The sequence below is a fragment of the Psychrobacter sp. genome (assembly GCF_049295055.1).
GTDB lineage: Bacteria > Pseudomonadota > Gammaproteobacteria > Pseudomonadales > Moraxellaceae > Psychrobacter.
This window is the reverse complement of record NZ_JBAQQF010000076.1, coordinates 151,772-176,337: the sequence shown is the minus strand read 5'-3', so window position 1 is coordinate 176,337 and position 24,566 is coordinate 151,772. Positions and strand designations below refer to the sequence as shown.

General features: G+C 41.6%; 20 protein-coding genes. 11 read left to right on the top strand and 9 right to left on the bottom strand.

The features are described from left to right. Window positions 1-65: 65 nt before the first annotated feature. Together WAZ74_RS11765 and WAZ74_RS11760 are read left to right on the top strand one after the other, a co-directional pair. The gene (locus WAZ74_RS11765; protein ID WP_422308483.1) at window positions 66-1,175 is read left to right on the top strand and encodes a DNA polymerase III subunit delta'; all 1,110 of its coding nucleotides are present in this window, start codon (window positions 66-68) and stop codon (window positions 1,173-1,175) included. 128 nt (window positions 1,176-1,303) lie between these two features. Then, window positions 1,304-1,651 (top strand): PilZ domain-containing protein, encoded by a 348-nt coding sequence (locus WAZ74_RS11760; RefSeq protein ID WP_422308482.1) that lies wholly within the window; start codon window positions 1,304-1,306, stop codon window positions 1,649-1,651. 181 nt (window positions 1,652-1,832) lie between these two features. Here the strand turns inward: WAZ74_RS11760 and ppk2 are convergent, their stop codons facing one another. After that, window positions 1,833-2,846, bottom strand: a complete 1,014-nt coding sequence (ppk2, locus tag WAZ74_RS11755) for a polyphosphate kinase 2 (protein ID WP_422308481.1) — start codon at window positions 2,844-2,846, stop codon at window positions 1,833-1,835. Window positions 2,847-3,149: 303 nt separating this feature from the next. Beyond that, on the bottom strand, window positions 3,150-4,799 hold the full coding sequence (locus tag WAZ74_RS11750) for an acetyl-CoA C-acetyltransferase (protein ID WP_422308480.1): 1,650 nt from the start codon (window positions 4,797-4,799) through the stop codon (window positions 3,150-3,152). A 632-nt stretch (window positions 4,800-5,431) separates the two neighbouring features. Between WAZ74_RS11750 and WAZ74_RS11745 the strand changes: the two genes are divergently transcribed. From WAZ74_RS11745 to WAZ74_RS11730, 4 genes are all read left to right on the top strand, one after another. Beyond that, entirely contained in the window at window positions 5,432-6,832 is a 1,401-nt protein-coding gene (locus WAZ74_RS11745; protein ID WP_422308479.1) for a 3-oxoacyl-ACP reductase, read from the top strand. A gap of 323 nt (window positions 6,833-7,155) precedes the next feature. Continuing rightward, window positions 7,156-8,073, top strand: a complete 918-nt coding sequence (locus WAZ74_RS11740) for a MaoC family dehydratase (RefSeq protein WP_422308478.1) — start codon at window positions 7,156-7,158, stop codon at window positions 8,071-8,073. Between the two features lie 52 nt (window positions 8,074-8,125). Further along, on the top strand, window positions 8,126-8,710 hold the full coding sequence (locus WAZ74_RS11735) for a serine/threonine protein phosphatase (protein WP_422308477.1): 585 nt from the start codon (window positions 8,126-8,128) through the stop codon (window positions 8,708-8,710). A 229-nt stretch (window positions 8,711-8,939) separates the two neighbouring features. Next, window positions 8,940-10,361 (top strand): serine hydrolase domain-containing protein, encoded by a 1,422-nt coding sequence (locus WAZ74_RS11730; protein WP_422308476.1) that lies wholly within the window; start codon window positions 8,940-8,942, stop codon window positions 10,359-10,361. A 48-nt stretch (window positions 10,362-10,409) separates the two neighbouring features. Here the strand turns inward: WAZ74_RS11730 and WAZ74_RS11725 are convergent, their stop codons facing one another. The 3 genes from WAZ74_RS11725 to WAZ74_RS11715 all read right to left on the bottom strand — a co-directional run bounded on the left by WAZ74_RS11725 (window position 10,410) and on the right by WAZ74_RS11715 (window position 14,742). After that, on the bottom strand, window positions 10,410-11,657 hold the full coding sequence (locus WAZ74_RS11725; protein ID WP_422308475.1) for a cation:proton antiporter: 1,248 nt from the start codon (window positions 11,655-11,657) through the stop codon (window positions 10,410-10,412). Window positions 11,658-11,887: 230 nt separating this feature from the next. Then, window positions 11,888-13,798: a dihydroxy-acid dehydratase gene (ilvD, locus tag WAZ74_RS11720; RefSeq protein ID WP_422308474.1), complete on the bottom strand. Its 1,911-nt coding sequence runs from the start codon at window positions 13,796-13,798 to the stop codon at window positions 11,888-11,890. Window positions 13,799-13,977: 179 nt separating this feature from the next. Next, complete coding sequence (locus WAZ74_RS11715; RefSeq protein WP_422308473.1) at window positions 13,978-14,742, bottom strand: hypothetical protein; 765 nt, start codon at window positions 14,740-14,742, stop codon at window positions 13,978-13,980. 210 nt (window positions 14,743-14,952) lie between these two features. Here WAZ74_RS11715 and WAZ74_RS11710 point away from each other — a divergent pair, with 210 nt between their 5' ends. From WAZ74_RS11710 to WAZ74_RS11695, 4 genes are all read left to right on the top strand, one after another. Then, the gene (locus WAZ74_RS11710) at window positions 14,953-15,381 is read left to right on the top strand and encodes an HIT family protein (protein WP_422308472.1); all 429 of its coding nucleotides are present in this window, start codon (window positions 14,953-14,955) and stop codon (window positions 15,379-15,381) included. A 375-nt stretch (window positions 15,382-15,756) separates the two neighbouring features. Further along, window positions 15,757-17,805: a BCCT family transporter gene (locus tag WAZ74_RS11705; RefSeq protein ID WP_422308471.1), complete on the top strand. Its 2,049-nt coding sequence runs from the start codon at window positions 15,757-15,759 to the stop codon at window positions 17,803-17,805. A gap of 112 nt (window positions 17,806-17,917) precedes the next feature. Continuing rightward, window positions 17,918-18,949 (top strand): tRNA dihydrouridine synthase DusB, encoded by a 1,032-nt coding sequence (gene dusB / locus WAZ74_RS11700; RefSeq protein ID WP_422308470.1) that lies wholly within the window; start codon window positions 17,918-17,920, stop codon window positions 18,947-18,949. A 165-nt stretch (window positions 18,950-19,114) separates the two neighbouring features. Beyond that, window positions 19,115-20,002, top strand: a complete 888-nt coding sequence (locus tag WAZ74_RS11695) for an SDR family NAD(P)-dependent oxidoreductase (RefSeq protein WP_422308469.1) — start codon at window positions 19,115-19,117, stop codon at window positions 20,000-20,002. 352 nt (window positions 20,003-20,354) lie between these two features. On the opposite strand, the gene WAZ74_RS11690 is transcribed toward WAZ74_RS11695, so the two are convergent. Then, on the bottom strand, window positions 20,355-21,197 hold the full coding sequence (locus WAZ74_RS11690; protein WP_422308468.1) for a hypothetical protein: 843 nt from the start codon (window positions 21,195-21,197) through the stop codon (window positions 20,355-20,357). Window positions 21,198-21,425: 228 nt separating this feature from the next. Beyond that, window positions 21,426-22,598 carry a tetratricopeptide repeat protein gene (locus tag WAZ74_RS11685; protein ID WP_422308467.1) on the bottom strand — a complete coding sequence of 391 codons (1,173 nt, stop codon included), beginning with the start codon at window positions 22,596-22,598 and terminating at the stop codon, window positions 21,426-21,428. A gap of 266 nt (window positions 22,599-22,864) precedes the next feature. Between WAZ74_RS11685 and WAZ74_RS11680 the strand changes: the two genes are divergently transcribed. Next, complete coding sequence (locus WAZ74_RS11680) at window positions 22,865-23,137, top strand: hypothetical protein (protein ID WP_422308466.1); 273 nt, start codon at window positions 22,865-22,867, stop codon at window positions 23,135-23,137. A gap of 190 nt (window positions 23,138-23,327) precedes the next feature. Here WAZ74_RS11680 and WAZ74_RS11675 read toward each other — a convergent pair whose 3' ends face one another. Together WAZ74_RS11675 and WAZ74_RS11670 are read right to left on the bottom strand one after the other, a co-directional pair. Continuing rightward, on the bottom strand, window positions 23,328-23,669 hold the full coding sequence (locus WAZ74_RS11675) for a hypothetical protein (protein WP_422308465.1): 342 nt from the start codon (window positions 23,667-23,669) through the stop codon (window positions 23,328-23,330). 358 nt (window positions 23,670-24,027) lie between these two features. Then, window positions 24,028-24,492: a hypothetical protein gene (locus WAZ74_RS11670; protein ID WP_422308464.1), complete on the bottom strand. Its 465-nt coding sequence runs from the start codon at window positions 24,490-24,492 to the stop codon at window positions 24,028-24,030. Between the last annotated feature and the right edge of the window lie 74 nt (window positions 24,493-24,566).

Genomic DNA, 24,566 nt, shown 5'->3' with positions numbered 1-24,566 from the left:
AAAAATAGAACGGTTTTTAATCAAATGCTAAATTATTTCTTATTCAAAAGTATTGAGTGATGGCTATGAGTGATGTGACAGATAATATTTATTTTGCACCGCTATTGCCATGGCAACAATCGCTATGGACACAGCTGACGAAGCGGGTATCAACGCCGCAGCAATCTTTACCGCACGCGCTATTGGCTGCTGGTATGCAAGGAATGGGTAAGCGCGCTTTTGTTTGGCGTTTGGTGGCATGGTTATTATGCCGCGCGCGTGATGAGCATCCACTCGGCGCTTGCGGTCATTGTGAGAGCTGTAAGTGGCTCAGATCAGGTACGCATCCAAGTTTACACGTTTTACCAATCGTCAGTATGCCAGTCAGTGTTGATAGTGCTCATCATAAAGAAGCGGCCAGCAGCACTGCCAAAGACAAGAAGTCTGCCAAAGCAGCTAGTAACGCAGCAATAAAAATAAAAGTCGATGATATACGTGCCTTACAGCCTTTTATTTATCAAGGTGGCCAAGGTATGCGGATTTGTGTGCTTGATCATGCTGAAAAAATGACGATTGCTGCCGCCAATGCGCTACTCAAAACTTTAGAAGAACCACAATCACAAGTATATTTATTATTGATTAGTGATGGCCCTGCGCAGTTGCTACCAACGATCAAAAGCCGCGTTCAGCAACTGGCATTACAAACGATTGACCCTGTTATTTCATTAGATTATGTAACTCAGGCGTTAGGTAGTACCGTCAATCGTGAAGCAATTAGTACGGCTGCGATTGAGCAGCTGATACAATTAGCGAATGGTGCACCTTTAGCGGCGATAGCGCTTGCTAAGGCGCCATGGTATAGCAAGCGTGCGCTGTGGCTCACGACATGGCAAGCATTACGTAGTGGTAAGCGTAGTAGCGTCGCAGCAAGCGATTACTGGCAAACACAGCTCAGTATCGCAGAATTTATCGAGCTGTCTGAGCTGATGCTACTGGATATGCGCCGTGTTCGTTTAGGGTTTGATGCGCTGCAAAAAGACATTGATTTTTTAACAGCTTTGAATGATTACCAACCCATCGATACTGCGTTAGAAGCGTTTGTACAGAGTCTACAAAATACAAAAACAGCGCTACAACAAAATGTGCAAGAAAAATTTGCCTATGATAAGCTGATGCAAGAATTGGCTGATTTATAATAGTTAGCAAACCCAAAAAATATAATTAGCGGTGCCAAATTCATGTTTAACACTTATGGTTTGCGCTGACATAATATTAACCATGTATTGAGAAATACAGTAAACCTCATTAATAAAGGAAGCGGACTATGGCAATGCCAGGACGTGGCGGGATTTTAACCTGTCATATTGAAAATATGGATATGTTGTATGCGAGCTATTTGTCCTTTGTTACCAATGGCGCGTTGTTTGTGCCCTCTGATCGAGTACAAAAACTGGGTGATGAAGTTTTTATTGCCGTAACTTTGCCCAATTCTAGCGAGCGTTTACCCATGAATGGCAAGGTAGTTTGGGTTAATTCTAAGGCTCAAAGTGGTCGCCCAGCGGGTTTTGCCGTACAGATTGGCACTGATATGTCTGGACTCAGAATCAAAAATGAAGTCGAACGTCTATTAGCCGGTAAGATTGACAGTTTGCAGTCAACTTATACCATGTAGTATTTATGCTTATCGATAATCGTCTGCGCTGTGATTAATATAGATATTAAATCAGCACTGTTATAAAAATAATCTCATAAAAAAAACGTCGTAAAAAATCATGTCGTAAAAAACAGCCTTATATTTTTATAAGGCTGTTTTGCTATAAATGATATATTCTTAAAGGTTATCTGATTTTATCTTAATAACGCGGCGGCACATACATATCATCAGGGATAGGCTCGCGGTAATACTCGTCGTCGCGTTTACGTTCAGGCAGTTCTACTTCGTCGCGCGGCACTTCTTTATAAGGAATCTGCTCGAGTAAATGCGCAATACAGTTGAGCCTTGCGCGTTTCTTATTATTGCCCTCGACTACCCACCAAGGTGCTTCTGGAATGTGAGTACGCTCAAACATGGTCTCTTTTGCTTTGGTATAATCCTCCCAGCGCCGCCGTGATTGCAAATCCATCGCTGATAGCTTCCACTGCTTTAACGGATCATGAATCCGGCTCATAAAGCGCGAATGCTGCTCATCATCAGTAATCGAAAACCAATACTTGACCAAGCGAATGCCCGAACGTACCAGCATGCGCTCAAACTCTGGTACCGATTGGAAAAATTCCTCATATTGCGCATCGGTACAAAATCCCATGACACGCTCGACGCCTACGCGGTTATACCAGCTACGATCAAATAAAACAATCTCGCCAGCAGCAGGTAAATGCGCCACATAACGCTGAAAATACCATTGTGATTGCTCACGTTCAGTGGGTGCGGGTAGAGCAGCGACTCGGCACACACGGGGGTTTAATCGCTGGGTAATACGTTTGATTGCGCCACCTTTACCTGCAGAATCACGTCCTTCAAATATAACAACAATACGCTCACCGCGATCAACCACCCAATCTTGCAGTTTAATAAGCTCACGTTGCAAGCGCACCAGCTCTTGAAAGTAGGTACGCCGATCTAGCCGCTCTTGCTCGCTCATCTTGCGACCATCAAAACGAAAATCGCGGATATAATCATCTATCTCATTTTCAAGTTCTTCATCATAACTGTCAATTAAGTCTTGATGCATCTTACGCCGTAGCTCATCGTTTAAGAGATCTTTATCCATTCGCTCAATGAAGTTACTTTGTTCAGGCTTACTAAGCTCGCTTAGCGCTTGCTGTGTTAAAAATTTAGGGTCAATTACTGAGGGGGAATTACTCATAATAAGCTCCTGATAAATACTTTATGGTTCTTATTGGCATGCCCCTTACTTTAGCATAGTTAGCGATGGAGCTACGTATTGACTATTCTTCATTACCTAGCTGCCTAATTGCCTAATTACTTCATCACTATTTTTATTGAATATTAGGTTGTTAGATACTACGTTATTAGCGCTATTAGCCTTACTATTTTAAATAAGCTTTTTATAAAGACAAAAAAACACCCTCTAATCAAGCGATTAAAGGGTGTTTTATAACGAGATGTTATCTAACTAAAAAATAGCTTAGCTAAATAACAGCCAGTGTTACTTTTCTAGGATACAAGTAACACCTTGACCGCCCGCTGCGCAGATAGAGATAAGCGCGCGACCTGAGCCTTTTTGGTCCAGTAGTTTAGCAGCAGTTGCTAAGATACGACCACCAGTGGCAGCAAATGGATGTCCGGCAGCAAGTGATGAACCATTTACGTTTAGCTTGCTACGGTCAATTGAGCCTAATGGCGCATCAAGACCTAAACGCTCTTCACAGAACTTCTCGTCTTCCCACGCAGCAAGTGTTGATAATACTTGTGAGGCAAAAGCTTCATGGATTTCATAAAAATCGAAATCTTGCAGAGTCAGACCAGCACGCTCAAGCATACGCGGTACGGCATAAGCAGGTGCCATCAGTAGACCTTCTGTATCGCCAGATTTACCAATGAAGTCGACAGCAGCTGTTTCTTGATGAACGATATAAGCCAATGGTTTTAAACCATGTGCTGCAGCCCACTCGTCAGTACCCAATAGAATACAAGATGCGCCATCAGTCAATGGAGTAGAGTTAGCAGCGGTCATGGTTGGCTTGGCATTCTTTTTACCAAAGACAGGCTTTAGCTTGGCAAGCTTTTCTAAAGTGGTGTCTGGACGCAAGTTATTATCGCGAGTCAAACCTTTATAGGGAGTAATTAGGTCATCAAAGAAACCTTCGTCATAAGCACGTGCTAGGTTTTGATGGCTATTAAAAGCAAGCTCATCTTGCGCTTCACGGCTGATGTTCCATTCAAGCGTGGTGATCGCTTGATGATCGCCCATTGATAAACCAGTACGTGGCTCACCATTTTTCGGGCTATCAAGTAAGTCTTTTGGATTTAGACCCATCAATGCTTTTAGGCGTTGTTTGTTGTCTTTAGCGGCGCCCAATTTAATTAATACTTTACGTAAGCCATCACCGACAGCGATAGGCGCGTCAGAGGTGGTATCAACACCGCCAGTAATGGCCGAATCGATGATACCAAGGGCGATTTTATTGGCAGAAGCAAACGTTGCTTGCAAGCCAGTACCACAAGCTTGTGAGATATCATAAGTTGGGGTATGTGGGTTAAGTGCCGTGTTTAGTGCCGATTCACGAGTTAAGTTGATATCGCGGCTCAATTTCATAACTGCACCAGCAACGACTTCACCGACTTTTTCGTCCTGCAGATTATAACGTTCAATTAGACCATCTAACGCAGCGGTTAGCATATCAGTATTGCTAACATCAGCATAAGCACCATTTGAGCGTGCAAATGGGATACGGTTACCACCTAAGATAGCCACACGATGCTGACCTGAGCTAAGCTTGGTTGTATTGGCTTTTTTAGCAGCAGTGGTAGTTTTCTTGGTAGTTGTCGCTTCGACCTTTTTATCAGCATCTTTTTTATCAGCGCTGTCTTTATCATTATTAGCTTTATCGTTGCTTTCTTTGGCAGCAATATTATCTTTAGCCGTAGTATCATCTTTAGCAGAATCACTTTTGCTATCTTTCGCTGGTGCTTCTTTTTTAGTGCTTGCTGCTTTTGAATCAGTAGCCTTAGTGTCGGCTTTTTTCGTATCAGTCACTGCTTTATCAGCAGCAGTGTCTGTACTTTTTGCATCGGTAGCTTTAACGACTGTGGTTTCAATAACAGGACTATCTGGATGATTGTTTTTGTTACTCATAATATTATCCTTAAAAAGTATGGGTAGAAGAAAAGGGAGATATCAATAAAAAGATACTTAAAACCTTTCAAGCAAGCTCAAATTATCTTAAAAAAACGTATACAGATATCATCATTTATTGCCGCACATATTACACAACATCGTGGCTCACCATAAGGCAATTTTTATAGCCTTACTGTATATATTTAGCAAACGATGTGACGCTTACGTGCGGTCGTGGCAAGCTTTGGTAGAAATAAATCCAAAGCTTTTAGACTGGCTAGTATCGTTTAAAAGCATTGCATAACAGCGCGTTTGATAATATATTGTTATCGATAAATGAGTTTGCCATAACTTATAGGTGTGATTTTAGCATAAGTTAAGCGTTTTTGACGTTAGAAAAAGTTGCCATCTTGTATACTGGCTTGTCTACAGATTGTTATGGACATTATTGGCTTTTGGACTTGTTTCGCATGGAAGTGTATAGTTAAGACCGTTTTCTACCCATTTACTAAGCACTAATTTAATAAGCACTAATTACTAATTGCTAAGCACAAAGAATTTTTATCAATGACAATGATCATGAGCCTTTATAATAGGCGTATTGCATTTTTGTTTACTATTATTTCACTCGTTAATTATAGGATTATATTATGTCAGACCGTTATGGTGATTTTGTTCAGTCTTCTATTGGTAAAAAAGTAGCAAAAAATCTAGGCTTGCCTATACCAGTAGATCTTGACCGTTTTGATAGTGGTCAACCTTTGGTACGCGGTAGTGTATTAGTTGGTCGCGCTGATGGTGCTAATAAAGCGATCAGTGCGTCAGTGGCACGTATTTTGTCAGAACTCCACGCTGAAGTATTTGTGAACAGCCGTGATGACGTGAAAGATGCGCTTTCTGATGCTGGCGTTAAAGCGAAAGCCAATACTGGCGGTGATGATAAATTCAAAGTTTTATTGTTTGATGCCAGTAATATCAGTAATGCTGATGAACTCAAACAGATTTATGAATTCTTTCATACAGTTGCTCGCCGTGTAGAAAAATCAGGTCGAGTGATTGTGATTGGTCGTCCACCAGAAGCTATCACTGACATCGAAGCGGCATTGGCTCAGCGCGCGCTTGAAGGTTTTGTAAAATCGGTTGGTAAAGAGTTTAAGCGCGGTATCACTGCACAACTTATCTATGTTGAAGAAGGCGCAGAGCAAAACCTAGATTCGACATTACGCTTCTTCACCTCAGCCCGTTCAGCTTACGTTTCAGGACAGGTCGTACGTGTTAGTAAAGGTGACTCAGTTGATGTGGATTGGACACAACCTTTGGGCGGCAAAACCATGCTGGTCACTGGTGCAAGTCGCGGTATTGGTGAAGCGATTGCCCGTGTATTAGCTCGTGAAGGGGCACATGTTATCTGTTTAGATGTGCCGCAACAGCAAGCAGATTTACAAAAAGTCGCTAGCGAAATCAGTGGTTCTGTTTTGACAGTTGATATTACTAGCGATGACGCTGGCAAAGAAATAGCAGAAGCGGCGCAAAAACGTGGCGGCCTAGATTCAATTATCCATAACGCTGGCGTGACTCGTGATAAAACACTAGCCAATATGGATGAGCAGAAGTGGGATATGGTTATCAATATCAACTTGGGCAGTATTGCCAAGCTTAACCGCTACTTGCTCGATAATGATGTACTAAAAGACAATGCTCGTATTGTCTGTGTATCATCGATCTCAGGTATCGCTGGTAACTTGGGTCAGACCAACTATGCCACTTCTAAAGCTGGTGTTATTGGTTTGGTTAATGCAACTGCCAAGCAGCTAGAAGACAATGCAAAAGGCATGACGATCAATGCCGTTGCTCCAGGATTTATCGAAACACAAATGACGGAAGCGATTCCCTTTGCCATTCGTGAAGCGGGTCGCCGTATGAACTCAATGAGCCAAGGTGGCTTACCAGTAGACGTGGCAGAAACTATCGCATGGTTTGCATCACCTGCTTCTGGTGGCCTAACTGGCAACACGGTTCGTGTTTGTGGTCAAAGCTTGCTGGGCGCTTAACCGTCATAATACCTAATGAAAGCTAGGCATGTGTGAGCAATAAAGTCTGTGGTAAATAGCTGTTATTAAAGTTAACATTAGATTTACTTCACATATGCTTACGAAAAAAATGCTAATAAATTGTAATAAAGCTGCCCATGGGTGGCTTTTTTATGATAAAAACACAGTAACCAGAAACTGAATATTTTTTCGCTTTATTGGATTGCTATTATGTTGATTAAAATCAGCCATTATTTGATTGTTTAATTATAGTTTTCAATCAACGAATTTATAACTTTTTAGATGTAGCCATAAATTTGCTCAAGCCTCACTTAGGATTTATTATGTCAGACAAACATTATGATGCGTTGCCAAAAGCGCATACCACTTACGCTAATATAGTTAAAAGTTTATTACCTATCGGTAATGGTGGTAAAGTCAGTCGCGATGAGTTGCCGCAAGCGACTTATTATGTGGATGATTTGCACATTGAACAAAACAATCTAAACGACTATCGTAAAATTTGTGGCTTTGCTGACAACGGCAAAGTGCCTATTACGTATTTTTCTGTACTATCACAGACTTTGCAGATGAATATGATGGTCAAAGAGCCGTTTCCATTTGCCATGCTAGGTCTCGTACATGTGGATAATAGCGTAACCCAGTATCGCCCTATTGGTGAGCGTGAAACGGTTGCCATGTCAGTGACCTTTGATAATTTACGTGACCATGCTCAAGGTCAACAGTTTGATTTTGTGACTACCGTTAAATCAAAAGATGAGATTGTTTGGGAAGGGACCTCTACGTATTTATCACGTGGCAAAAAACCTGATAGTAGTAAGAATAAAAAAAGTACCCCGCGTCCAGTGACGGTTAAGCCAACAGTCAACGAAGAAGGCGTACATAGTATCTTTGAAGTACCAGAAGATATCGGTCGTCGTTATGCATTTGTCTCTGGTGACTTTAACCTGATTCATCTACATCCATTATCAGCGCGTGCCTTTGGTTTTCCAAAAGCTATTGCTCATGGCATGTGGTCGAAAGCCAAATGCTTGGCAATGATGGACGAGCTACCCGATGCCTGTACGGTTGAGGTGTCATTTAAGCTGCCTATCTTCTTGCCATCTGAGGTAGAGCTTATCGCTGATCCGCTCACGCAGTTAGAAAACGCAGAAGATACTTGCGAGTTTGGGTTATTCAGTGCTAAAAATGATAAGCCACATCTTGCAGGAGTGATTACATTACAGGATGGAAATAAATAAATTACGACATCCTTTATCTTAACCAACATAGCTAACGAACAAATTTATAATTATGACTTTACATGAAAACACGAAAAGTATCGTGCCCTCTGATAACTCAGCCGTTATAGAACAAACAGCGGCTAACGATACCAATGGCCATAAAGATACCAATGACCATAAAGACACTGATGTTACTGTCTCTGATAATGGTATCAATCTAGCAACCATTTTTGAACCTTATTTTCGTCCTGATGAAAATACGATCGTGTGCGGCGCGCTTGATGATGAAAAGGTGGTTGCATTGGCTGCTGCTGGGGTTGAATTGGTGCTCAATTTACAGCCTGATGATGAGCTGAGCTTTGATGAACGAGCGGCTGTAGAGCGTGCAGGTATGCACTATGAGCAGTTGCCCATAAGCGGTACCCAAGATTTAAAGCAGCTTAAAATCTTGGCGTTTGATAATATATTGCGTCAATATCATGGCAAAAAAACGGCTATGCATTGTGGCTCTGGTAATCGCGTTGGTGCAGCAATGGCACTGCGTGCTGGTTGGCTGCGTGGGCGTAAAATGGATACCGCTATGGAACGTGGGCGCAGTCACGGTTTGACTAAGCTTGCAGAAGAGGTTCGTAATCGTTTATTAGTACCGCGCTAAACCATAAGTATTAATGAGTAAAAAAAGGCGACCAGTAGGTTGCCTTTTTTATTTAATAATTTATAGCGTACTTATTCTATAAGTATTAAGTATTAAACGTTATGCATTAAATCACTTAATAAAACTTAACGCTTCACAAAAAATTAACGCTTCATAAAATATCCATACTTCATAAAACCTTAATGCTTCATAAAATCCAAAAATATTATAAAAATTAAGTAAGGTAATCATGATGAATAATGATGAAAATAAAATTAAAAGCACCAATATAGGCATCAACCCTAATATCCAACGCCGTCTACAGCAGTTATTAGATAATTTACAATTAGATGATGCGCCAGCAGGTGGCGCGTTGGTGGTTTACCAAGCTGGAAAGTGTATTGCGCAGGCAAGTGTGGGGCTGGCACGAGAAGATTTAGCATGGAGTGTTGATACCTTGTCGCTTAATTTCTCTACCGGCAAAGGTGTCTTGGCGACATTGGTTCATGTATTGGTCTCGCAGCAGATGCTCGATTATGACATGCCGATTGCTCATTATTGGCCAGCCTTTACCGCGCAGGGAAAAGAGCAAATTACCTTGCGTAATGTCCTGTCGCATCAAGCCAATTTATTTTCGATTCAGAGTATCGATGCCGATAACGAAGCGGTGCTTGACTGGAATGTCATGCTAGAAAAAATTGCTGCGATGCCGATAACTGTACCTGAAGAGGCAGTATTATATGACAGTGCTTATAGTGCGTTGGTTTATGGCTGGGTATTGGGTGGCTTGATAGAAGCTGTCACTGATATGTCGTTAGCTGAGGCGTTACGTTGCTATTTGACTGAATCTTTGGGTATTGCTGATAGTTGCTATTTTGGCGTGCCAGATAGCAAGGTAAACAAGGTTGCCCATTTGGTTAAGTACTTTGAGGTAATAGCGCAAGAGGGTGACCCAGAAATAAACCAGCAACCAGCACAAACGCATTCTCGCCGTAGTAAACCGGTTTTAAGAGCGGACTCTGAAAATACACGACATACTTATATGCGCCTGCCAAGTTATGCTTGTTGGCAAGAAAAAGCAAGAAATGACCGTAGAATAGAGGGTGAGATAGCAAGTCTAGATACTGCACAGATTAACCGCTTATACTTTAATAATAGTCAGCTCAATATAAAAAATTATAAGTCAGCCCTCGTACTCGCCAACAAACAGCCTATCGACTATTACCATCAGCAGACGCTACAAGCCATTATTCCTGCTGCCAATGGTGTGGCTTCAGCGCAAGCCTTGGCTACTATCTATGCCATGCTAGCCAATGGTGGCGTGTGGCAAGGGCAGACGTTGATTGATGAGGCAACGTTTAAAAAATTATCCACGCCACAAGTCACTGGCATGGATGCGGTCATGCCTGCTCATATGGAATGGCGTTTGGGCTATCATCGTCGATTCAGTATTTGCCAGAGTAAGGGTCTTGATAAAAACACCAACGATGCTGCGGATAGTAAGGAGCAAAGTTTTGGTCATATGGGCTATAACGGCTCGGTCGCTTGGTGTGATCCTGTGCGTCAATTGTCATTTGCCTTTATTCATAACTTTGATGTGACCATGCTCAATGATATCCGTCAGTTTGCGCTGACGGAAGCCGTGTTAGAGTTGATTGATGCTGAGATTTAATGGGTATAAATTTTTATAAGTAGCAGTTTTTATATAAGATATATGTCATCAATGTGGCTTATTTGGCGTCATTTTAAGCAGCCATGGTGCACTTAAGCCATGGATAAAAATAGAGGCCAAAATTACAATTGAGCACACTATCCAAAGTTTAAGGGCATCCTCATCATTAAAAAACCCTTGGTTGATGGCATAAGACAAGTAATATAAGGTGCCGATACCGCGAATGCCTAATGCGGAAATAGCATACTTTTCAGTATGATGCATCTTGAGGCCGGATAGCGCAAGCATCCCGCCAATTGGACGTATCAGCAATAAGAAAGTGAAGCTGACAACATACACACGCCACGTTAGCTCAACACCTGATTGTAACCCTTGACCGATAAACATGCCGAAAGCCAGCAGGACTAATGACATCAGTAGCCCTTCTGACTGTTCAGCGAAGTCATGCAATTTTGCATGATAGCTGTGCTCACACTCTGAGCGGCGGAATGCAAATGCGGCGATAAATACTGCAATAAAACCGTAGCTATGGACGTATTCCGCTATGCCGTAAGCCAGTAAGGTCAAGGCAATAACGACATAGCCTTGAGACATAGTCGTCTCACGGCTGTATTTTGAAAACACCAGTTTTGCCATCACTTTACCAACGATAACTCCAACCAGTAAACCTGCACCAATTTTCCATAGTACATCGTGGGTGAACCATGACCAGAGCATCTCACCGGTAAATTGTTGCCCTTCGCTATAAGCTTCGGCTATTTTTATGGCCAAATAAACAAAAGGAAAAGCTAAGCCATCATTTAAGCCAGCTTCTGACGTTAAGGTAAAACGCGTCGTATCTTCACCACCAGTGTTAGGTGGCCCAACTTGGATGCTTGAGGCCAGTACGGGGTCGGTCGGGGCAAGTACAGCGCCCAGTAAGATTGCAGCGCCTAGCGTCATACCAAAGGCGTAGTAGCCTAAGACCGCCATTGCAAAGATGCCAATTGGCATAGTGATCAGCAATAGGCGCATCGTTGTGCGCCACAGTCGCCAAGATAGCTCGGTATCAATCTTGATGCCAGCACCGACCAAAGAAACCAATACTACGATTTCCGTCAATTTTTCGATAATTAGGCCATTATCGATAGGATTTAGAAACGCAAGACTCGTCCACCAATAGCCCATCATTAACCCAAAGCTTAGCTGTAGCATTGGTAATGAAATAGGCGTGCGTTTAAAAATGATCGGAAATAGCGCCCCAAATAAGAAGGCAATGCCGCAGACCAATAGGAATAAATTATAATTTTCGATCATAAGGTTGGTGCACACTGTTATATTTATTGTAAAGGTTAAAATTAGGTGGTGTTCGACAGCCATTTATAATGACGGTAAAATCCTTTTAATACCGCTAAAAATCGTTATCAAAACGACAGCCACGTTGTTTTTTGGTGAAAAAAAAGCCTGCTCAAGGCAGACTTCTTATTTATTTAGCATGTAGATTCACTAAATTGACGTTATAGCATTATCTTAACGCTATTACTATCTTAACGCTCAACCTGACTCACATCACGTACCGCGCCAGTATCAGCACTTGTGGTCATCGCAGCATAAGCACGTAGCGCAGGCGTTACATGACGTTCGCGACTAGTAGGCTTCCATGCTTTGCTACCACGGCTTTCCATCTCTTCGCGGCGAGCAGCTAAGTCAGCATCGCTAACCTGCATATCAATCGTGCGGTTAGGAATGTCGATATGGATAGTATCACCTTCTTGAACCAAACCAATCGCACCACCTTCAGCCGCTTCAGGGCTGGCATGACCAATCGATAAGCCTGACGTACCACCAGAGAAACGACCATCAGTCAATAAGGCGCATTCTTTGCCTAAACCTTTAGATTTGAGATAAGTAGTCGGGTAGAGCATTTCTTGCATACCAGGGCCACCTTTTGGACCCTCAAAACGGATGATGACCACGTCACCAGCAACGATGCTGTCCGCGAGTATGGCTGCTACTGCGTCATCTTGTGACTCAAAGATGCGTGCGCGTCCGGTAAAGACTAAATTGCTGTCATCAACGCCAGCAGTTTTGACCACGCAGCCGCGCTCGGCAATATTACCGTAGAGTACGGCAAGACCACCGTCTTTTGTATACGCATGCTGAGCACTACGGATGCAGCCGGACTCACGGTTAACATCTAGGTTCGACCACTCTTTCGATTGTGAGAACGCCTGAGTAGTGCGCACGCCGCCGGGTGCTGCGATATAGCGTGCACGCGCTTCAAGATTATCAGGATTCATAATATCCCATTTATCAATTGCTTCTTTCATAGTGGCACTATGAATAGTCGGCAAGTCGGTATGGAGCAAACCCGCACGGTCAAGCTCGGCTAACAACGCAAAGACACCGCCAGCACGATGCACATCTTCCATATGATACTTTTGTGAGGCCGGTGCCACCTTAGCCAGACAAGGTACATTGCGACTTAAGCGGTCAATGTCGTGCATTTTAAAGTCGACTTCTGCTTCATTCGCTGCAGCTAGTAGATGTAAAATGGTATTGGTCGAGCCACCCATCGCGACATCTAAGGTCATCGCATTTTCAAAGGCTGCTTTAGTAGCAATTGAGCGCGGCAGTACAGAATCATCATCTTGCTCATAGCGGCGTTTGGCTAGTGCAACAATAGTGCGACCCGCTTCTAAGAACAGCTCACGACGTAGCGAGTGTGTCGCCAATAGTGAACCATTACCCGGTAATGCCAATCCTAATGCTTCGGTCAGGCAGTTCATGGAGTTGGCGGTAAACATACCAGAGCACGAACCACAAGTAGGACAGGCTGAGCTTTCAATAGCGAGCACATCTTCATCGCTAATGCTGTCATCAGCGGCATCCATCATCGCATCAACGAGGTCAAGCTTACGAATGGCATTGCCTTTACTATCAACACTTTGCGAATCACTGCCACCGTCATTGTTATGACTGTGTGCGACCGTACTGGCGATAATTTTACCCGCTTCCATTGGGCCACCTGAAATAAATACCACTGGGATATTGAGGCGCAGTGCTGCCATTAACATACCCGGTGTAATTTTATCGCAGTTAGAGATACACACTAAAGCATCCGCACAGTGAGCATTGACCATGTATTCAACAGAATCAGCAATCAAATCGCGGCTTGGCAAGGAGTACAGCATGCCGCTGTGTCCCATGGCAATACCGTCATCGACTGCGATGGTGTTGAACTCTTTTGCGACGCCGCCCGCTTTTTCAATCTCGCGCGCGACCAATTGTCCTAAGTCTTTAAGATGCACATGCCCGGGTACAAACTGGGTAAATGAGTTAGAAATGGCAATAATAGGTTTGCCAAAGTCATCATCGGTCATGCCTGTGGCGCGCCATAGGGCTCGCGCACCTGCCATATTACGACCGCCGGTAGAGGTTTTTGAGCGATAATCCATGTGATATTCCTTACAATTAGGCGAGGTGACTTAACGTTTTCACCTTTAGGTTTTATATTAATAGTGTGCTTTTTATAGAGAGTGAGGACTAGTGAATAATACTAAGTCGTTACCATACCATTAGATATGAGTAACTAAAAATAATTAGACGATAATCATCAGGACTTGAGGGTCAAAATTTATGCCAGACGCTCTAAAATCGAGGTTTCAAACCAAGGTAGCTCAGCTTTATCTGCTTCTAGTTTGGCGATAGTGACCAATGCATGGGTCGCTAGCAAGAACTGATAGTCAGCGCTGGCGTCAATAGTAAGTATCTGCTCGTTACTTTCAGCTTGCTCATCAATGCTCACTAAAGTTTGTTTGTCATTTTTATATAGAACGTCAATACGACCAAAAAATTGCCATTCTTTAAAGGCAGCAGTGATAGCGTCAGCTTCGTTTTGCGTATAAATCTGCTGGGTGTCTTTGCCGGTATTGGTCCAATGCAGACGGACCGCTAATTGTAATGCTTCGCTAAACACCACCAATGAGCCAATTACTTTGACATGCCACGGACTTGATATGAGTGCTTCATCGATACCTATTAATTTGGCAGCTTCATTGGCAGTCATTGGCGTATTAAATTGTGCAAGTAAAACCGGTGTTAGCGGATGCGTCTGTTTAATAGCATCATCCAAGCTGTCATAGTGATATAAAAACGGTAGCGGCAAGTCTTTCGTCACCGTCTTTTTGCTGATTTTACAATTATGAATACGCCAACTGATTGCTTTATCAGTTAATGCTGCCGCCAAAATAATAGCGCTTGGGTCGATGATTTGAGCATTACTCTCAGTGATAGGTTGTTCTCCAGCGCTATCAACCATAGAGTCATTTAATACAGACGTCGTTGTTGTATTGTAGGTTTCTGAATAAGTGTCATCAGTATCTGTTGATTGAGTTGGCAAGGCAGTCAAATCCATAAACGTAAGGCAATTAAAGTAGAGGATTAATATAACATTTATAGTGTATGACTCGTCAATAATTTAATCATCAACCAAGCAGGCTTTTATATAGATAAATGAATTTGGTTCGTTGATTTATCAGCAACTTGTACTGTCACCATATTTCGTTCACTATATTGTAGATTCATTTTAAACAAATAAAGGATTAAAGTAATGAGCCAAATCACATACGACGATAACAACATCTTTGCCAAAATGCTTAACGGTGAGATTCCTTATCATAAGGTTTATGAAGATGACAAAACCCTCGCTTTTATGGATATCATGCCGCAAGCAGCAGGGCATGTCTTGGTCATTCCTAAGCAAAAAGCGGTTGACTTGGTTGATCTTGAACCTGAGTATGCCGCTGCAGTATTGATGACTTGTAAGAAAATTATGCAGGCGCAGCGTCAGGTGTTTAAACGTGAAGGTATTATCCAAATGCAGCTGAACGGTAGCGAGGCGGGGCAAACCGTGTTTCATTACCATGTGCATCTGATTCCGTCTAGTATCCACGAGCTAGGTCGTCATGCTGTCACACAAGCTGATCATGCAGAGCTTGCTGAAACGGCAAAGCAACTAGCAGCGATTATCGATGCTTAAAATCAATTTTTTACTATAGATTTTTTGGGTGCATACAATAGCGATAATTCATATTCTCGATAATGATAAAAAAGGCAACTAACAAGTTGCCTTTTTTATCGCTTGGTAATAGTCATGTAATAAACGTTAAAATAATGTTACAAACTGGCACCAATACTGGGGTTTGTAACGTGTTTATGGTAAACAGTACTTCTACTTGGGCATTATCGCCTATCTGAGCATTGTCGTTTATTTTAACGTTATTGCTTATTCCATTTTAGGGTTTTAAACAAAGTATCGTTTTTTAACATCTTAAGAATAATTTGAGGATATATCTTTTTTAGAGACTGACTTTAGAGGTTTCTTTAAGGTGTCCGTTTTAATGAGAACATCTTTATGAAAAGTAAATCATCCCGTTCTACCATTTTATTACCGGTATTTATACCGGCAGCAGCCATCATGCTGTTATTGGTGATTGGCACCGCGGTTAATCCTGAAGCCGCTGGCGAGCTCTTTAGTACCGTGCTGAATTTTGTCACCGATACTTTCGGTTGGTTTTACATGCTGGCAGTGGCCATATTTTTAATGTTTATTATCTATCTAGCATTTTCACCTTATGGCAATATTAAGCTGGGCCCTGACCATGCCGAGGCTGAATATAAATTTCTTGAATGGTTTGCTATGTTGTTTTCGGCAGGTTATGGCATAGCTTTGCTATTCTACGGGGTCGCGGAACCAGTCATACACTTTGCTAGTCCACCGTTATCGACACCGCAAACTATTGAGGCCGCCAAAGAAGCAATGCAAATTGCTTATTTTCATTGGGGCTTTCATATCTGGGCGATTTATGGCGTGGTAGGCGTATCATTGGCGTATTTCTCCTTTCGTCATGGTCTACCGTTGTCGATACGCTCAACGTTGTATCCATTAATCGGTGATAAAATTTATGGTCCTATTGGTCATACCGTTGATGTGTTTGCGATCGTAGGTACGATGTTCGGTATCGCGACCAGCTTAGGTCTGTCGGTATCGCAAATTAACGCCGGCTTAAACTATCTGCTACCAAATACGATTCCGGTTAGTATTACGGTTCAGGTGATTATTATTGCGCTGGTGACAGCGGCCGCTCTGGTATCTGTGCTAGCAGGTATGGATAAAGGCGTAAAGCGGCTCTCTATTCTAAATATGGTATTGGCAACAGCGCTGATGCTGTTTGTATTTGTCGTTGGTCCCACCATATTTATTCTTAATGCCTTTATGGAAAATACGGGCAGCTATTTAGGTAATATCGTTGAGCGTACCTTTAGCTTGCAAGCGTATCAATCGAGCGATTGGATCGGTAGTTGGACATTATTTATCTTTGCATGGACGATTGCATGGGCGCCATTTGTGGGTCTATTTATCGCCAAAATCAGCCGTGGTCGTACCATTCGTGAGTTTGTCTTAGGGGTGATGTTGGTACCAACCCTGTTTACCTTCTTTTGGTTTTCGGTATTTGGCGATACCGCGCTACATATGATTATGGTCGATGGCTACGACTCGCTAATTGCTGAGGTGCAGAATAACCAAGCAATTGCCTTATTTAAATTACTAGAGAACTTACCTTTCACACAGATTGTCTCGTCATTGACAGTGCTATTGATCATTACCTTCTTTGTTACGTCATCGGATTCAGGTTCGTTGGTTATTGACTCGTTAGCAGCTGGTGGACGTAGTGATACACCATGGTGGCAGCGCACGTTTTGGGTAGTGACCGAAGGGGCAGTAGCAGCTGCTCTTCTTATAGCCGGTGGTCTTACCGCTTTACAAACCGCTGCTATTGTCAGTGCCTTACCGTTTGCGATTATTATATTGATTTCGATATTTGGCATGTGGCGTGCGCTACGCATTGAAGGGCATCGTACTCAGAGTCTAGGTAACGATAATAGAATTCCCCCGCATCTGCTCAAGCCCTCTGCATGGCGTGAGCGCATTGATTATATGGCTGATCAGCCGACTCGCGATAAAGTCTTGAGCTATATCAAAGAGACTATTATGCCTTCGATGGTAGAAGTTTCAGAGAAATTCACAGAAACTGGTTGGACGACTCATGTTAATTACGATGCAATCAATAATCGTGCAGTATTAGAGCTGCAACGTGGCGATGGTGTCGAGTTTTGGTATGAGGTGCGTTTGTCTGAGCATGATGCACCAGACTATTATACTGAAGAGGGCGCTGATAAATTACCACAACAGCATGATCATCGCGCTGAAGTATATCTGCGCCGTGGTGGTCAGACTTATGACTTATATGGTTATAAGTCCGAATCAGTGATTAATGATATTATTGATCAATTTGAAAAATATCTACACTTCGTTAATGTTTCGCCAGATATTTTACCTTGGCGTATGCAAGAGCATGATGATGACATTACGCTAGAGCAAGGCAGTGTGTTTGATAAATAAGTTATTGATGTTAATAACTTGCAATCTAATAACTTGCAAAAAGTGTAAGAATGCTTAGAATAACGGCTTGTTTTCATTGACTTATCATCATTAAGAGGCAAGCCGTTTTTTTATGTCTATTAATTCTCCCGTCTTACCTTCTTCTTTGCCTGCCTCAGACCATCCTTTATTGCAGCCATTAGTGATTGGCGGCTTGACGATTGAAAACCGTCTGATGGTCGCGCCGATGGCTGGCGTGACAGACAATCCATTCCGCCGCTTGTGTAAATCATTTGGTGCTGGTCATGCCGTTAGTGAGATGATTATCGCTGATACTGCACTATATGCGCGCAAAAAATCTCTCTATCGTGCCAATTTTGATAATGAGATAGCGCCTATTTCTGCCCAAATTGCTGGAGCGGAACCTTATAAGTTAGCAGAAGCGGCACGTTATCAGATTGATAATGGCGCACAGATTATTGATATCAATATGGGCTGTCCAGCCAAAAAAGTCTGCCGTAAGTTGGCAGGTTCTGCGCTGCTGCAAGACGAGGACTTGGTGGCGCGTTTATTGGATGCCGCTGTCAATGCCGTTGATGCACCCGTCACTTTAAAAACGCGTTTGGGCTATGAGAATGGCCGTGAGAATATTTTACGGGTGGCACGACGAGCTGAACAAGCAGGTATTGCGGCTATTGCTATTCATGGACGTACGCGCGAAGATATGTATACTGGCGAAGCACGCTATGAGTTGATACGTGAAGTGAAAGAAAGTATCAGTATTCCGGTGATTGCTAATGGCGATATTGATAGTGCGCAAAAAGCGCAGCGTGTCTACGAGCTAACCGGTTGTGATGCGGTGATGATTGGGCGTGCTGCTCAAGGACAACCTTGGATATTTCGTGATATTGAACATTTTTTACGTACTGGTGAGAGCCTTGATGCACCTAGCGTAAGCGAGATAAAAGAAATTGTGCTAGCCCACTTACAAGAGTTGTATGATTTTTATGGTGAATATTCAGGCTGCCGAATTGCCCGCAAACATATTGCTTGGTATACCACCGGCATTCCCAACTCTAATGCTTTTCGCCAAGCCATGTATGGTGAAGAGAGCACAGCTGGTCAGTTTCGTGTGGTCGAAGCGTTTTTGCATGCTCATGAATAGTAAGTAAAGGTGACATTTTGAGCACAAAGTGGTTCATATTTAATCAAATAAGAGTGCCTATCCAGTTAAAGCGGTTTTACTGCTTATTTATTTCCTTTACTCTATATTTCTTTGCTATGATTTAGGGTGATATTAACGGAAGTCTAATTCTTAAAAGGATGTTTCATGGCTAACCCCTCAAAAAAAGCAATCACTAGAGCAGTCAAAGATAAGCATATTATTATCACAGGGGCATCAAGCGGTATTGGTGAGCGTACAGCCTTTTTACTTAGTGAGTGCGGCGCTCATGTCATTTTATTGGCACGTACTGAAGACAAGCTAAAAGCCGTTAAAGAAAGTATCGAGGAGCTTGGTGGTAAGGCCAGTTATTATCCTTGTGATTTGACCAATATGGATGCCATTGAGAAAGTCAGCGCGCAAATTTTGGCTGATTTTGATCATGTTGATGTATTGGTAAATAATGCGGGTCGCTCGATTCGACGCTCGGTTCATGAGTCTACTGATCGTTTTCATGATTTTGAGCGCACCATGGATATCAACTACTTTGGCGCCGTCAAAATCATCCTTGGGTTTTTGCCGACGATGATTGAACGCCAAACTGGTCAAATTGTTAATATCTCATCCATTGGTGTATTGGCAAACAGTCCGCGTTTTGCTGCTTATGTCGCATCAAAATCGGCATTGGATGCCTTTAGCCGCTGCCTAGCCGCTGAAGTCAAAGGCGATAATGTGACGATAACCAATATCTTTATGCCATTGGTGCGCACGCCGATGATTGAGCCGACCAAGCTTTACCGTTATATGCCAGCACTTATGCCAGATGAAGCGGCGATGATGGTCGCCAAAGCGATTGTCCATAAGCCAAATAGTATTGCCAGTAACATGGGTAAATTTGCTTCGGCTACTTATTCATTAGCACCAGCGATCAACGTTGGTATTCAATCGATGGGCTATCGTATTTTCCCAAGCACCCGTGCTGGGCAAACTACCGATAAAAAACCCAATCTTGCTCAACGCGCCTTTGCAAGAATTCTACCTGGCGAGCATCACTAGACTGTGCTTGTTGTTTATAACCAAAAAAGGATACTTCGGTATCCTTTTTTAATGCCTTAAAAGTATTAATAATTATATAAAATGGTAGGATAGCAGTATTTTTTTGGATATTCTCTAGTTGGAAATATGCAATCATTAGGTGCTTTTATTGGTTCGGTAGCCTATTTAAGACTTGAATATTTGGCTGTGCGTTTTATTTACTAATATATTCAGCAAATTCTTTCATTTAACATAAGACCCGTTGTGGGAATAAAGCTCAATTTTCTTGATAAGCGAAGTTTAAGGGGTCAACTAGAATAGCCCTACAGGGAGTAGCAGCCATATTACGCTAGTAATCGAGCTATGAATGCCGTTAAAAGTCGAATTCTCCAGCCTGTCTTGATAGTAAATGAGCAGCATAATGATCAATTGCTTCTGTTGGTTTCATTAGCTTTTGGATACTATAGATATCCTGATCTTGTATCAAATATATGTCTTTTTGGATATGGTTGGTGGCAGAAAATATCTGGAAATTCGTCTCTTGCTCTAGACCATTAAACCTAGTATCGAGTAAGGTACGAAGTTGAAAATGCGTCTCATAACTCGCGTCATCTTCATAGTCGACCAGCAATGGCTGTTGAAACTTCTCCTCTAAAAATGCCACCTTCTTATGAGCTTTTTTATTTTTACCTTCAATATCTGGGCAAATTGATCCGATAGGCGGATTATGACCAGAAGGCAAACCACTTGCGGTTAATGGTGCAATATTAACACTTCCAGCAATATGCCAACCTGCACTACGCCATAGCCATGACTGAATAATCTCTATTGGAAAGTTAAACTCGTTTTCCTGAGCATCATCAGCAATATAGGGTGAGAATTCTAAATATACTATAATGCCATTTATATTAATACCAAACGCCGTAATATCAGAAAATATTTCTGGTATATCTGATCTTTCAATAGCATAGAAAAAGTCTTCTTTGATCTCAGATAAGACTTTGTAAGTCTCAGGTTGATTGTCTTTAAAAGGCGTAAAGAAGTGTTCATGAAAACTCTGCTCTTTAGGCTTATCGTCTTTGAAGTTCAATGGGTCATGACGAAATCGATCAAATCCTAAAGAGCTAATTCGATTTTTATAATAGATATTATCTGCACTAAGCTTACTTAAATCAGAATATATTTCATTAAACTCGTTTAAAACATGGATATTCATTTTATTTGCCTTATTAAGCTTTCACAGCTGGGCTAGTTTTTTATTGTAGAATCTAAGCTTATTGCATCAGTTAAGTGATACTACCTCATTAAATGGGTTCGGTTCCCTAGTTAAGACTCGAATCTTAGGCTGTAGACTAAGTGATTCCAGTGGGTATAAGCTTTTATATTGAACCAGTGTACATCTGAGTGTACTTAATTAGCTTAGCTTTATCCCTCACCTCTTATTTTATTGATTACAACCTTCTTGCAATCCATTATCACAGGCTTTGCCATACCAATCTTTGGCGATAACTTTATCTTGATTTACCCCATAACCATAATCGTACATTCTTCCAAGATTGTACTGTGCTTCAGGCATTTCTTGACTAGCCGCCTTGCGATACCACTTAACGGCTAAGAAATCATCTTCAGATACTCCGTTCCCATTGTCATAAATTTTTCCAAGATTATTTTGAGCATTAACAAAACCTTGTTTAGCCGCCTTTACATACCACTGAATAGCCCTGGGATAATCTCTATCCACACCAAGTCCTTTTTCATATACTACTCCAAGATTATATTGAGCATCCATCCTTCCTTGAACCGCTGCTTTTTCCAACCATTTCACCGCTTCTATTTCATCTAGTGCAACCCCTTGACCAGTGATATACATAACCCCAAGATTGTATTGTGCTTCAGCATTATTTTGTTCAGCTGCCTTTCGATACCATCGAACAGCCTTAACGGAGTCTTGATTTACACCATAACCATTATGATACATGTCTCCAAGGTTATTCTGTGCATCGGAACGACCTTGTTCGGCTAACGGTTCGAAAAGCTCTACCGCCTTACTATAGCTTTGATGATTTTCATCACTATCTCTATATAGAATCCCAAGGTTATATTGACCATCTGTATTTCCTTGTTCAGCTGCTTTTTCCAACCATTCAATAGCTTGATCATAATTCTGATCTACACCTTGACCATTGAAATACATTAAACCGAGATTGTTCTGTGCATCAAAGCTGCCTTGTTTAGCTGCCTTGGTATACCACTCAACAGCTTGAGCATAGTCTTGATTTACTCCATAACCATAATCGTACAATCTGCCCAAATTATTTTGTGCATCGGCATCACCTTTGATGGCCGCTTTTTTATATAGCTCGATTGCTTTAGCGTAATCTTGCGGTACTCCTAGCCCTTTTTCGTAAGAAACACCTAAATCAAATTGCGCTATAGTATCGCCTTGTTCAGCTAATCTCTGCAACTCTGCAATGTCATCACTTTCTTCCATTACTGGTTGTACGTTAGAAACATCATGATGGTGGTCATTTTGCGTTTTCTGACAGCTCGTTATCAAAATAGGTGATAAAGAAAGACAAACGAGAGTGACAGCTAACTTGGTTTTAGATGAGATCATGTATTTCGTTCGCTGATTGAAGGTTATCGGTCAAGCATACCATTGACGGAAACGATTATTTAATAAAAAAAGCAACTTATACTGATGAATTTTTTGTAGTTAAAGCCATTTAACATAAGCATTGGTCGTTGGAATACGTTCGGTGCGCTATACAGGAGTCGAACTGCTAGCACTATATATAAATTTAACAAAGACGAAATTACTGGCATAGTTTAGACAATCTGACATCTAATAAATAGGAGTACCTGAAAGTGGAGATAAAATTGATGCCTGAGTATGAATGCTTTCCATTATGGGGATATATAAATGATGAGTTGAATAATATTGATCCAGATGATCTGCAGATTAGTCAAGAACTAAAGATTGATTTAGACCAATGGGCGAGCAAGTACGAATCAACTTATGTTAAAGCTAACCCTATAGACTCAGGCTTCTTAAATGATACGGACGAAAAAAATTTCTGGGAAGAGGGTTATGCTTTAAAGAATAGATTACAATGCGAGTTAGGTTCTAACTACGAAATATCCCTACAGCTGTGAGTTGATTTAAGGCATACCTCAGCGGAACCAGTGAAAACTGACTTCTGACATCCGAAGTCATAAACTCTGTTGTGGGAATATGATAGAGGCGCTATACAGGCATCGATCTGCTAACTATAGGGTTGAAAGCATAAGTCATATTTAGCTTCGCTTGCTCAAAACAATTTAATAATTATTAGATATAACAGTTTTAAGCAATATGCATAGTTTCTATATACCCTGCTATGGGCTCTCTTTCTAAAAATAAAATCCATGCCTTCGTAATGTCTTGCAGCTTAGTACGACTTACTTTAATACTCTGAACTTCATCATATAAAAAACTTACTCTCACCCCATCATTACGTATTTCAGCAGAATAAGAATTACTACTTATATCAGCCTCATACGTTGAAGGGCTTTCTAGCGCTCTCAAGCATTCTTTCAAATATTCAATATGTGATTTTAGCGAAGCCCCTCCATTGTCTACTAAATATGATGCAATTAAACTTTCCATATCATCTTCTATTCTGTTAGGAAGAATTGTTGCATGCAAACTCTCAGAGTCAGGAAATTTAAAATAGCAGAACGTAAAGATTATAATCTATTCTCAAAAATGCTATTACTAGGTTGTAGCCATAATGAGCCATAAACAATATATTCGTAAATATTTTTTATTCAGAGTGACGATTAACTAATAGGGCATACCCCAAGGGAACCAGTCATTTCAGCCTTCAAACCTATTAATAAACCACTCAAAACAGACCGTTATAATGGAACCACTTATAACAGACTGACAAAACTAACAGCCCTTATCGGAATTTTTAGTACCGACTATATGGGTAATTGCTCTGATTAGTACAAAAATTTATAAGAGATATTAGGAGGTATGACACTTCACTATCTCTTTTTACTTAGCCAAATATCCGCCACATTATCCAAAACAAACCTGCCATGATGATAGCGATCACTAACAGTCTTTTTACCCAATAAGGCAACAGTGGCTTTTTATAACCCAAATCATTAAGTTGACTGTCGAGACCTTCTTGTAGACCTTGGAAACCTTGTTCGGATGGGGTAGTTTTTACCCGACTTTTAATTAAGCGCTCTGATTCGTCTTTAACCTGCTTTCTATCAAAGTTAAAGGCTTGACTCGGTATGCCTTGTTTATTAGCGATAGTATTAAGTTGTAGCTGTTGCTTGTTTTTTAGCGTTAGCTCGTAAGCATCTATCCGAGATTTAGCGGCATCCATACTTATATTTTCATCGGCGGCTAAGGTTTTAATGGCCATGACTAAATTGCCTTTTTCGACCATCATAATAATTGCTTTTAGCAATTTTGTATTAGTGGGCTTTGAGCTTGAATCAGAGTCAAACATGACAGTCCTTATTTGAGCGTGATAATAGATAGGTATGGGTTATTATAACCATTTTAGACGAGCAAAATTCAAGC